10 protein-coding genes are annotated in these 11,869 nt (G+C 67.2%); 6 read left to right on the top strand and 4 right to left on the bottom strand.

Annotated features, from left to right (window positions below):
• Positions 1–13 precede the first annotated feature (13 nt).
• The 3 genes from H1Q64_RS28210 to H1Q64_RS28200 all read right to left on the bottom strand — a co-directional run bounded on the left by H1Q64_RS28210 (position 14) and on the right by H1Q64_RS28200 (position 4,571).
• Entirely contained in the window at positions 14–2,083 is a 2,070-nt protein-coding gene (locus tag H1Q64_RS28210) for a glycosyltransferase family A protein (protein WP_237907708.1), read from the bottom strand.
• Positions 2,084–2,292: 209 nt separating this feature from the next.
• Positions 2,293–3,039, bottom strand: a complete 747-nt coding sequence (locus H1Q64_RS28205) for a hypothetical protein (RefSeq protein WP_237907707.1) — start codon at positions 3,037–3,039, stop codon at positions 2,293–2,295.
• Positions 3,040–3,236: 197 nt separating this feature from the next.
• Positions 3,237–4,571, bottom strand: a complete 1,335-nt coding sequence (locus H1Q64_RS28200) for a GH1 family beta-glucosidase (RefSeq protein ID WP_237907706.1) — start codon at positions 4,569–4,571, stop codon at positions 3,237–3,239.
• Positions 4,572–4,769: 198 nt separating this feature from the next.
• Between H1Q64_RS28200 and H1Q64_RS28195 the strand changes: the two genes are divergently transcribed.
• Positions 4,770–6,065 (top strand): alpha-glucosidase/alpha-galactosidase, encoded by a 1,296-nt coding sequence (locus H1Q64_RS28195; RefSeq protein WP_237907705.1) that lies wholly within the window; start codon positions 4,770–4,772, stop codon positions 6,063–6,065.
• Between the two features lie 22 nt (positions 6,066–6,087).
• On the opposite strand, the gene H1Q64_RS28190 is transcribed toward H1Q64_RS28195, so the two are convergent.
• Positions 6,088–6,606 (bottom strand): DUF2934 domain-containing protein, encoded by a 519-nt coding sequence (locus H1Q64_RS28190; RefSeq protein ID WP_237907704.1) that lies wholly within the window; start codon positions 6,604–6,606, stop codon positions 6,088–6,090.
• A gap of 389 nt (positions 6,607–6,995) precedes the next feature.
• Between H1Q64_RS28190 and H1Q64_RS28185 the strand changes: the two genes are divergently transcribed.
• The 5 genes from H1Q64_RS28185 to H1Q64_RS28165 all read left to right on the top strand — a co-directional run bounded on the left by H1Q64_RS28185 (position 6,996) and on the right by H1Q64_RS28165 (position 11,857).
• A complete protein-coding gene (locus tag H1Q64_RS28185; protein WP_014242552.1) occupies positions 6,996–7,343 on the top strand; it encodes a hypothetical protein in 348 nt (115 codons plus the stop codon).
• Between the two features lie 251 nt (positions 7,344–7,594).
• Positions 7,595–8,746 (top strand): acetylornithine deacetylase, encoded by a 1,152-nt coding sequence (gene argE / locus H1Q64_RS28180; RefSeq protein ID WP_237907703.1) that lies wholly within the window; start codon positions 7,595–7,597, stop codon positions 8,744–8,746.
• A 240-nt stretch (positions 8,747–8,986) separates the two neighbouring features.
• Positions 8,987–9,628 (top strand): chemotaxis protein CheC, encoded by a 642-nt coding sequence (locus tag H1Q64_RS28175; RefSeq protein WP_014242550.1) that lies wholly within the window; start codon positions 8,987–8,989, stop codon positions 9,626–9,628.
• Positions 9,573–11,462 carry a PAS domain S-box protein gene (locus tag H1Q64_RS28170; protein ID WP_237907702.1) on the top strand — a complete coding sequence of 630 codons (1,890 nt, stop codon included), beginning with the start codon at positions 9,573–9,575 and terminating at the stop codon, positions 11,460–11,462. The genes H1Q64_RS28175 and H1Q64_RS28170 overlap by 56 nt, the downstream gene beginning before the upstream one ends.
• Entirely contained in the window at positions 11,459–11,857 is a 399-nt protein-coding gene (locus H1Q64_RS28165) for a response regulator (protein ID WP_014242548.1), read from the top strand. Before H1Q64_RS28170 ends, H1Q64_RS28165 begins: the two co-directional genes overlap by 4 nt.
• Positions 11,858–11,869: the final 12 nt, after the last annotated feature.

Genomic DNA, 11,869 nt, shown 5'->3' with positions numbered 1-11,869 from the left:
ATGACACCCTTACTCAGGCGGCCACGGGGGTTTCGGGAAGGCACGAGGACAGAGGCGCGCAGGCGGTCCAATCGGGATCGGCGTCCGGCTCCGCCGCATCCTCCCAGCGCCGCAGCTTGTCCGGTGGGAACGCCAGGGCCTGGCAGAGGCGGAAGGTCCGGGCGTCGAGGGGCACGACGGTCTGGTAGGCATGCTCGAAGGCGGCACAGCCGTTGACCGCATCGGCCAGGGGCGGCGCGTCCGGGACGGTGGACGCCCCCAGAAGTGCCCAGCCCGTCACGCCGAGCGCGCGCAGCCGGCCCATCAGCGGGTGCACTGCGCCGTGCCGCACGGTCACGACCAGATCGAAGACGGCCAACGTGCCGACCGCCATATCCTCCTCCACCGCATCCCAAGGACGCAGCGGCGTGCCCAGATAGGCGTCGCGGTGGGTCAGCGGGCGTTCGGGCAGCACCAGCGGCAGCGGGTGAGGGATGACCGACGCGAACGCCTCAACCAACGCCGCGGCCAGGGTCAGGTCCCCGCCCCCCAGCGCCACCAGATGCGCGTCATAGCCCTTCCCGGCCAGCCAGCGGGCCATGCGGGCGGCGGTCTCCAGCGCCCCCGCGTCGGCGGGATCGGCGACCAGCGCCGCGAGCCGCCGGTTCCCCGCGGGGGGAAGCAGCGGCAGCACCGAGGGCAGACGATGCACCGTCTGGTAGACATCCCCCGGCGTGGCGACCCCGGCGCGGTAGCGGTCGATGGGCGCCGCCGCCCAGCCGCCGTTGGACGGCCGCGACCACGCCGCCGCCATCGCCTCGCGCAGCATGGACAGGGCGGCATCGGCCCCGGCCGGCGGTTGCACCGCGCCGGGCAGCGCAAGGGTGAGGCTCAGCCGGGCCTCGGCGCAGGGCTTCCAGGGCTCCCGCTCCAGCAATGGGATGCCTGCGGGCTGGCGCCGTACGAGGTTGAGCAGGGTCACGGTCGGCAGCATCGCTATTGCCACCCCGCCGCCCGGCAGGGGAAACGGCGCATCCGCCTGCAACCCCACGGGCGCCCCGGACCAGGACAGTTCGCAGCCATTTTCCGCCGCCCGCGCCGTTACCTTGGCGCGCACCAGGGTCGCCTGGGCTGCCGCACGCTCCAGGACCCACAAGGCGCCGCGCAGCAGGCCATGGCGCCTCAGCAACTCGCAAAGGCCGGAGTCCATCACCGCCAGCAGGCCAGGGCACTCCCCATAGCCGGGCCGCTCCGGCGCGCGCAGGGCGCGGCGCACGAAGTCGGCGAGCGGCAGGTCCTCTTCGCCCAGCGCAGGGTCGGTGACGCAGCGGACGATGGCGCGGTCGGGCAGGTAAACGGCGTAGCGCCGGCCGACGGCGGCCTCCGCCCGCAGCACGGCCCGGACCGCGAACAGCGCGGGGTGGCGCTTCTGGATGTGGGTCAGGATGGGGCGGTAATCGCGCTCCGATTCGGTCAGCATGCTCTCGCCGCGGCGGCGGTAGCCGAAGCCGGTGCCCGGCACATGAACGCCGTGGAAGCCGCGCTCCAGCCCTTGCAGCCAGAACTCCCAGTCCTCGCTGCCCTGGCGCATCGCCTCGTCGAAGCGGGCGCCACTGTCCAGCAGGCGACGCGACGCCATGCTGCCGGCCTCGCTGACGTTGCGGAACAGGTGCTCCAGCGGCGAGTAGGCGCCGGACATGTCGCAGAACTCGAAGAAGCCGAACTTGTCGACGTCCGGATAGGCCCAGCCGACCTTAGGTCCCGCCGCCCGGAGCGCGTCCAGCATGCGTTGCAGCAGATGGGGCAGGATGCGGTTGTCGGAATCGAGGAAATAGACCGCCTCCAGCGCCGGAAAGGCGTCCAGCGCGAAGACGATCCCGCTGTTGCGCGCCGCGCTCAGCCCGGCGTTGCGCTTGTGCAGATAATAGAGCCGCCCCGGATGGGCCGCCGCGAACTCCCGGCACACCCGCCCGGTCTCCGGGAAGGGGCAGCCGTCGTCGACCACGACCACGGCGTAGGCGAAGTCCGTGTCCTGGGCGAGCGCGGTGGACAGCGCCTCGACCAGCAGGCCCGAATGCTTGTAGGTCGGCACGATGATGGCCACACGGACGTTTTCGGCGTCACCGGACCCTGAAGCGATGTAAGTTCCAACGGAATGCATGGGCGGACGCAGTAATGACACGACACCGTCGATAGCACCGCTTCCGCTTGGCTCCGATGTGACAATTCAGAGACACTGACGATCAGGCGGTCGATCACTCCATAGGCGCACTTTGCAAAACTTTGAAAGACCAATCACGAAAACCTAAAAATCTATTTAATTGCAGATCCTATTGTAATTTCCGTTTTACCTTCTTCAGCCACATATTTTTGGGAAAACCCCTTGGCAAGCGTCGAGAGCACCTTGTCGAAAGAGCCGGATTGGAATCCCAGATCCGCAAGCTTTTGCCCGGCCGCCTGTTCCTTGGACGTCGCAAAGAAGCGCTCGTCGCCTCCTTTCAGCGTGTAGGCGGTCATCGGTTTACCGATCCCCGCCAACTGGTCATACGTGTTCTGCAACGCCCTCATCTCTTCGCCCAATTGAGCCGTCGCAGCCATCCGGTCCTCCATGCTCATGCCCGACGCGAACATGGCCGCGCGCCGGGTTTCCGTCTCGGAGAACATGCGCTGCGTGATGGATTGCATTTTCTGCTGCCGCGCCTCGCCTTCTGGGGTGCGCCCAGCCTCGGCGTCCTCCCTGGCGGATTGCCAGAACGCCTTCTTGCGCTCCGACTTCAGGGCGGACGACAGCGCGTCGTTGAGTTCGTCCGCCGACATCGCCCCGCTGGAGACGAGCTTGCCCAGGGAGGTCCGATCCTCCGCCGCGAGATTCGTGAACAGGTCGAGCGCGTCACCCTTGAGCGCCGACGCCAGATCGCTGAGATCAACCTTGTCAGTCTTGGAGGCGGCGGCCGGTGCCGTCCCGTCCGTGGCACCGCTCTTCGCAGCGGTGGGTTTCGCCTGCACGGAGGCCGCAGCGGTGGCCTGGAACAAGGATGCCGAAACGTCGGAAATTCCCATGGCTCCCTCCGATGATCCTGAACGCATGGCGTGTGATGCCGGACCATCTGAAGCCAATATTGTGAAGAATAAATTAATAAGAAATTCTTACATTTCTAATTATTAGATCTCAAACCATCAATGATCCAAAATCTTCGTTCTCCACAAGAAGAACAGGCTGACGGAGCATCGCTCCGCACAGCCTGCCCTCCTGTTCTTCACGCGAGATCAAGCCGCCCGCTCTTTGCCACCGCGCTCAGGAAGCGGTAGCTGTCCTTGGGCGTGCGGACCAGCGTGTCATAGTCGACGCGAACGATGCCGAACCGCTTCGACAGGCCGAAGGCCCATTCGAAATTGTCCAGCAGGCTCCAGCACAGATAGCCCTTCACGTTGCAGCCATCGGCCAGGGCGCGGCCGACCGACGCCACATGGTCGCGCAGGAAGGCCACGCGCTCCGCGTCGTGCACCTGCCCGTCCGGCGTCACCACGTCGTCATAGGCCGCACCATTCTCCGCGACGAAGACGGCGGGGTTGCCGTAGTCGCGCTTGAACTCCATCAGCAGGTCATAGAGCCCGTCGGGCTGGACCGGCCAGGCCATGGCGGTCCAGCGGTCGCAATGGGCGTCGCCCCACCACACGTCGAACGGATGGCCTGTCTCGTGCTTCATGGTCATGCGCGAGTAATAGTTGATGCCCAGCAGGTCGATGGAGAAGCGGATCGCCTCCTCATCACCGGGCAGCACGAAGTCCTTCATCCGCTCGGCCATCAGATCGGGGATCTTGCCGCGCATCACGCCGTCCAGGGCCACCCGGTTCCACACCGCGTCCCAGCGGGCCGCCGCCGCGATGTCCTCCGGCCGGTCGCTCTCAGCCCGGCAGGGCTGGAGGTTGATGACGGTGCCGAGCGTCAGGCCGGAATGTTCCGACGATATGGCGCGGAGCGCCGCCCCTTGCGCCAGATTCTGATGGTGCAGCGCGCGCAGGATGCCGACCTCACCCAGCTTATGGCCGGGCGCGTGCTCTCCCGTGCCGTAGCCGTGGGTGGCGACCACGTTCGGCTCGTTCAGCATCATCCAGTCCTTCACCCGGTCGGCGAGCCGGGCGGCGGCGACGCGGGCATAGTCGGCGAAGGGGCCGACGATTTCCCGGCCCTGCCAGCCCCCGCGGTCTTCCAGCGGCTGCGGCAGGTCCCAATGGTACAGGCAGGCCATCGGCCGGATGCCGGCAGCCAGCAGCCCGTCCACCAGCCGGTCGTAGAAATCGAGCCCCGCCGCGTTCACCGCCCCCGCCCCGCTCGGCAGGATGCGCGGCCAGGCGATGGAGAAGCGGTAGGCGTTGAATCCTGCGTCCTTCAACAGGGCGATGTCCTCCGCCCAGCGGTGGTAATGGTCGCAGGCGACAGCGGCGCTGCTGCCATCCTGGATGCGCCCGGCGTCGGTGAAGGTGTCCCACACGCAGGGGCCGCGCCCGTCCTCGTGAATTGCCCCCTCGATCTGATAGGCCGCGGTGGACGCCCCCCACAGGAAGTCCTTGGGAAAAGTGATGAGTGCCATGACAGGGACTCCCTTGAAGTGATTATGTTGCAGACGCACTGTTGCGAGCGCGAAGGTCATGTTGCGCGAGCGAAGAGGCGACCACACTTATTCTGACCATCAGGTATAGTCTCTTCGTCTTAACAAGTGTATGCTTCACCCAAAGCGGCTGCCCTGACAAATCAGCACAGCAGCATTCCCGCCGGCGGGAGGCATTCCATGGCTGTTACCACTCCCAAAACCACCAAGATCGTCTTCCTGGGCGCCGGCAGCGCGGCCTTCGGGCTGAGCATGTACCGCGACCTCTTCACCACGACGGAGCTTGCGGGCAGCACCCTGACGCTTGTGGACACGAATCCGGCGGCGCTCGACCGCATGACCGCGCTCGCCCGCCTGCTGAACGCCAAGGGCGACGCCGGCTTGATCATCGAACAGACCACCGACCGCCGCGCCGCCCTGCAAGGCGCGGAATTCGTCGTCAACTCCGTCGCCATCGACCGCAACCGCTTGTGGAAGCTCGATTTCGAGGTGCCGAAGAAGCACGGCATCCGCCACACGCTCGGCGAGAACGGCGGACCCGGCGGCCTGTTCTTCACGTTGCGCACCCTGCCCCTGATCTTCGACTTCGCGCGCGACATCGAGGAGCTGTGCCCGGACGCCCAGTTCATCAACCTGTCGAATCCGGAAAGCCGCGTCGTCCTCGGCCTCGGCAAATACACCAAGGTCAAGACGCTGGGGCTGTGCCACGGCATCTTCCTGGCGCGCTGGTTCATCTGCCAGATCCTCGGCATGGCCGAAAAGGACGTGGAGGTCTGGGGCGCTGGGTTGAACCACTTCCAATGGCTGATGCACGTCCGCGACAAGGCGAGCGGGCGCGACCTCTACCCGCTGCTGCGCGAGCGGGAAAAGACCCACGACCCGGCCTTCACACCGCTGACCCGCCGCCTGTTCAACAGCTTCGGCCTGTGGCCGACCTGCAGCGACGATCATATGGGCGAATACCTCCCCTACGGCTGGGAAGGCGGGGAGCATGGATTCGACTTCGCGGAGGACGAGCGCGGGCGCGGCATCCTCAACGCGCTGATGGACGGGACCATCTCCGGGACGACCCCGGTGCCCGACGACTGGACGCAGCCTTCCTGGGGCGAGCGGGCGGTGCAGGTCATCGCCGGGGTACTGCACAACCAGAAGCGCTTCATTGAGTCGGGGATCGTCTACAACCAGGGCGCCATCCCCAACCTGCCGCCCGATCTGGCGGTCGAGGTGCCGCTGCTGGCCGACGCGGCGGGCGTTCACCCTGTCTCGCTCGGCCCCCTGCCCGACCCGATCGCCAAACTGCTGCACGTCCAGGCGAGCGTGCAGCAACTCTCCGTCGAGGCCGCGGTCCACGCCTCGAAGGACTTGGCGCTCCAGGCCCTGCTGATCGACCCGGTGGTGAATTCCACCGACGCCGCCGTGAAGATCCTGGACGAGCTTTGGGAGGTGAACCGGCCCTACATCCGTCCCTGTGTGTAGGAACGCGCAGGGCCGGTGCGGGTCAATGGGCCGGTTCGGTGTCCGGCGCGGCCGGCTTGCGGCGTCCGCGCGGAGCGACCGGCTTCACCGCTTCCGCCTTCACGGCTTCCCCTTTCACGGCCTTGGCGCGGGGTGGCTTCGCCACCTTCGGGGCCGCCGGAACCGGAACCGCGACCGGGGTTTCGGCCTGGGATTCGTTTGCGGCAGTCGGCTCGGCCTTGGTCTTGGTCTTGCGGGCGCGCGGCGTCTTGGGCGCGACGGCCTCCTCGACCACATCGACCACGGCGTTCAGGCCGACGCCCAGCAGTTCGGTCGCCGCCGTCTTGGTCCGGCGGACCGCCTTCTTCACGACGCCCGCGGCGGCGTCCTTGACGGCCGCGACCATGGCGACCGGCTCCGCCGTGGCGGCCGTCCGGTCCTCGGCTTCGATCTCGGCGCAGGCCTGCGCCCAATGCTCTTCCCCCCGTCCCTCCGGTCGCCCGGCGCGCTCCCAGATCTCATAGGCGCGGTGGCGGATGCGGTCCTCACGATCGCCTTGCATTCTTCCGTCTCCAAGTGGGCTTTGGTCCAAGTGGGCTTGGCCGCAGAAACATCGACGCTCGAGGAAAACGGCGTCCTGCGCCCGTGGGTTCCCGTTTTAGTGCCCGGTTTATGTGACGATAAACGTACACAAAGAAAGCGTGCCTTAGTTCATAGGAAATTCATAGGCCCATTGCTTGTCCAACCTCGACAGAGAGCGGACGGTGATAGACCATGCGTTGGTTGCGCCCCCGCGCCGGCCCCGCGCCGGCGCCGGTCCGGCTTGCGGTCCGCATAGAACCCTTCGCCGGGTTGAACCGGGCCGGCCGGCCCAATTAACTTTGGGTGAAACGTCTTGGCAGGGGGCCGTTTGCGGCCCAGAGCCGTCACGGAAGGCAAAGAGTTCAGCGCATGTCCCTTGATCCCTTGCTTCAAGCCAACCGTATCCTGACCGAAGCCATCAGCAACTACCTCCAATCCTCGAACGAGCTTGCCGCAGCGGCGGAGCGTGCGACGGCGGCCAGCGCCGGACGCGACGCGACCACCCGGCGGCTGGCCTTCCAGGAATTGTCGGAGCGTGGGAACCAAGCGCGCTTCGCCAAGAAGCACCTGACCGACACGGTGCGCCGCCTGCGCTCCACCCTGCCGCCGGCCCAGATCGAGGCGGTGGCGGCGAAGCTCGACGGGCGCGAGAGCGCCGAGAGCGCGCTAACGCTGGTGCGCACGATCCTGACCGAGAAGGTCTGGTCGGCGGCCTGACGGCCCCGTCCCTCTCTGCCCTGCCCCTTTCGCCCTGCGGCGCTCCGGCCCGAGCGGTTCCGCTTTGCGACCGGTTGGACGGCACCCCGCATGCGGGAGGACCGTTCAACCGGTGTTGGTCGTTGGCCGCTATGCCCACATATTCCGGACGACTCATTTGACATCGTAGGATGCAGGGGCCAGTGTCTGACTGCTAAAGATTATCACAAGCGTGGGATCGGCGCCGCCGTCCCGCAGAATGGATCGTAAGGGTGCAAGACGGCTCCAAGGCGATGATCGCCCGCCTGGTCGGTTTCGACACGGTTTCGCGCCGTTCCAACATGGCGCTCATCGGCTGGGTTCGGGACTATCTCGCCGGGTACGGCGTCGAGAGCCGGCTGGTGCCCAGCCCGGACGGCGCCAAGGCGAACTTGTTCGCGACCATCGGTCCGATGACCGAAGGCGGCGTGGTGCTGTCGGCGCACACCGACGTCGTCCCGGTGGACGGGCAACCCTGGGACACCGATCCCTTCACCCTGGTCGAGCGTGACGGGCGCCTCTATGGGCGCGGCACCGCCGACATGAAGAGCTTCCCCGCGGTGGCGCTGGCCATGCTGCCGGACATCCTGGAGGCCGGGCTGAAGCGGCCGCTGCATTTGGCGCTGTCCTACGACGAGGAGGTCGGCTGCATCGGCGCCCCGGCCATGATCGCCCGCATCGCCGATGAGTTGCCGCGCCCCAGCGCCGTCATCGTCGGCGAGCCGACCTCGATGGGGGTTGTTCTGGCCCACAAGGGTTGCTACGTGCTGCGCACCACGGTCACCGGGCACGAGGTCCATTCGTCCCAGATCGACCGCGGGGTCAGCGCGGTGATGACCGCGGCGCGGCTCGTCAATCTCGTGGGCGACATGGCGGCAGAGAACGCCGCCGCCGCGGACCCCGCCTGCGGCTTCGACCCGCCCTTCACCACGCTGCAGGTCGGCACCATCGAAGGCGGCACAGCGGCCAACATTACCGCACGCCACTGTTCCTTCGTCTGGGACATCCGCCCATTGCCCGGCGACGACTGGACGCGCTACCGCGACCGCTTCGAGGTGGAATGCGAGCGGCTGCGCGCCGCCATGCGGCAAATCAGCCCGGACTGCGACATCCGCACCGAGCAGCTCGCCGGCGTGCCGGGGCTGGCGCCGGAGCCGGATGGGCCGGCAGCCCAGCTCTGCCACGCCCTGACAGGACGCAACGACACCGGCATGGTCTCCTTCGCGGCGGAGGCCGGGCAGTTTCAGGAGGCCGGCCTGTCCACCGTGCTCTGCGGCCCTGGCTCCATCGATCAGGCGCATCAGCCCAACGAGTACATCGACGTCGCCCAGGTGACGGCCTGCGAAGGCTTCCTCCGGGATCTCATTCGCCGGCTGGCGGCCTGACCCGCAACAGGGTGCGGCGGAGCGTCGCGCTGGATCATAATACAGATGGCCTCTTTATTCGGACCGCGATCAATGGAAGGAACCGATTGTTGGATCGACGGCGCCTTGTTGCTGAATTGCCTAGAGCACTCCCAATTTGGCCTATGCCGTCGACGGGGGAGACTTTGACGGCATTCCTGTCGCACTGTGCCCGGGGGCGCCGGTGCACCGGCGTGTCCATGGAAACGGGAGCGTCGGTGCATGGTTGATCTGAGCGACCTCGAGCGCGACGCGCTGACCGAGCTGGTGAACATGGGCGTCGGCCGTGCCGCGACCAACCTCAGCCGCATGGTCGCCGATCAGGTTCTGCTGTCGGTTCCCTCCATCGAGATCGTCAGCCGCAACGACGCCGCCGGCCTCCTGGCCGCGCGCGAGAAAATGAGCCTCGTCGCGGTCGAGCAGCGTTTCGACGGGTCCTTTTCCGGCCGCGCCCTGTTGATCTTCCCCGAGACCAACAGCCTGGAACTGGCCCGCGCCGTCCTTGGCAGCGAGCTGAGCCTGGAGGAGATCGTCGATCTGGAGCAGGACGCGCTTGCGGAGATCGGCAACATCATCCTCAATGGCTGTCTGGTCGTGATGGCCAACACGTTGAAGGACAATCTGGACATCTCGCTGCCCAGCGTGTTGCGCGGCGACAGCGACCGCATTTTCCAAAGCAACGGGCCCAACCCCGACGAACTGGTGATGTTCCTCTACATCGACTTCCTGATCCGCAGCCGGAGCATTCGCGGCTACATCGCGTTGCTCATGGGACTGTCGTCTCTGGAGTCGCTGAAGGGACTGATCCATGGATTCATCGACCGCATCGCCTCCGGAACGCCCGATGGAACCGACCGAGTTTAAGCGCATGCCCTGGCTGGACGGCCTTCTCGACGCGATGGACGCCGGCATCGTCGTGCTGGACCGCCATGGCCGCGTGCAGTTCTGGAACCGCTGGATGGAAAGGGCGTCGGGCACCCCCGAACCCGACATGCACGGGCGGGAGCTGGTGGAAGCCCTGCCGTCCCTGCGCGACACGCGGCTGCACAACGCGGTGCGCGACGTGCTGGAAACCGGGGCGCCCAGCGTCCTGTCCCACACGCTGAACCCGGTGCTGTTCCCGCTGCGCTGCGCCGACGGGCGACGGATGGTCCACAATGTGCTGATCCGTCCCTTCTCCGTCGCCAACGCCTCCTACTGCCTGATCCAGGTGAGCGACGTCACCGCCGTGGTCAACCGGGAGCGGGTTCTGCGCGAGCAGCGCGACGCTCGCTACCGCGCCATCGTGGACACCGCCCCTGACGCCATCGTCACCACCGACACACGCGGCGTCGTGCAATGGGCCAACGGGGCCGCGGCCCTGCAGTTCGGCTTTCCGCCCAACGAACTGATCGGCCAGCATGTCAGCCTGTTCCTCGCCGAAGGCTCCCCCGACTGGTCCGGCCTGCTGGAGCGCGACCCGGCCGGACGCCCTGCACCCGTGGAACTGATCGGGCGCAAGCGCGACGGGACCCGCATCGACCTGGAGGTCTCGCTGGCCCGCTGGGAATCGGAAGGGCGGAGCTTCATCACCGGCGTCCTGCGCGACATCACCGAGCGCCGCCGCACCCGCGAGGAGTTGAAGGCCAACGCGCTCGCCATGCGCCAGCTCGCCGAGCAGACCAAGGCCACGCTCGACGCGCTGCCGGCGCACATCGCCGTTCTCGACCATGGCGGGCACATCATCTCGGTCAACAAGGCCTGGGCGGGAAGCGGGCCGCAGGCCGGTTTCCTCGGCGACGGCTCGGCCATCGGCGACGACTATCTGGAAGCCTGTGCCGCCACCCGCAGCGGGGCGGAGCATGCCGACGCGCTGATTGAGGGGCTGCGCGGCCTGCTGCGCGGCGGGGCGCCGGTCTCCATCGAATATCCGGGTCTGTCCGATGCCGGTCCGCGCTGGTACCGCTGCCTCGCCGCGCCGATGGCCGCCGGCCCCTTCGGCGGGGCGGTGCTGATGCACATCGACGTCACCGAGATCAAGTCGATGGAAGCGGCGCTGCGCAAGCTGGTGGGCCAGAAGTCCACGCTGCTGCGCGAAGTGAACCACCGGGTGAAGAACAGCCTCCAGCTCGTGTCCAGCCTGCTGACGCTCCAGACCATGAGCCTGCCGGGGGCCGCCGAGCGGGTTCATTTCCAGGACGCCCGCAGCCGCATCGATGCCATCGCGCGGGTGCACAGCCGGCTCTACCAGACCGAACAGTTCCAGACCATCGAGTTCGGCAGCTACCTGAACGAGCTGTGCGCCGATCTGTCCCGCGCGTCGGGCGGCGACACGCTGGGCTCCATCGAGGTGCGGGCCGAGCGCGTCGACCTGCCCATCGATCAGGCGGCACCGCTGGGGCTGATCGCCAACGAACTGATCACCAACGCCATCAAGCACCGCGGGTCCACGCCCGCCAACGTCCTGGTGTCGCTTGACCGGGCCGGCGACCTGCTGGCTCTGACCGTGACCGATCAGGGACCCGGCCTTCCCTCCGGGTTCGACATGCGCCGGTCGCGCAGCCTCGGCATGCGCTTGATCACCAGCCTGACCGGTCAGGTCGGGGCGACGGTCGCGCTGATGCCGGTGGAACGGGGCACCTCCTTCCGCATCGCGCTGACCATGCCGGAAGTACGCGGCCCCATCCTGGAAGACAGCGCGGCGGAGTGGAACGGATGAAGATCCTACTCGTCGAGGACGAGGTCCTCATCGCCATGGAGCAGAGCTTCTACCTGGAATCCGCCGGGCACGAGGTGCATGGGCCGGCTTCCACCAGCGAAAAGGCGCTGGTCCTGGCGCAGGAGGTCAAGCCGGACTTGGCCCTGGTGGACATCCATCTCGCCCAGGGCTCCAGCGGCATCGACGCGGCCCGCCGGATGACCGCGCTGGGCATCCCCTGCCTGTTCGTCACCTCCTACCGCGAGGAGGTGGAGCCGACGCGCGAATACGGGGTTGGCTGCCTGCCCAAGCCCTTCTCGCAAACCTCACTGGTCTCCGCGGTCGAGGTGGTCAGCGCCATCCTGGCCGGGCGGACGCCCACCAAGGTCCCCGACACGATGGAGCTGTTCTCCTAAGCGCCGTCCGCC

The organism is Azospirillum brasilense, from assembly GCF_022023855.1.
Classification (GTDB): domain Bacteria; phylum Pseudomonadota; class Alphaproteobacteria; order Azospirillales; family Azospirillaceae; genus Azospirillum; species Azospirillum brasilense_F.
This window is presented reverse-complemented; position numbering and strand designations above follow the sequence as displayed.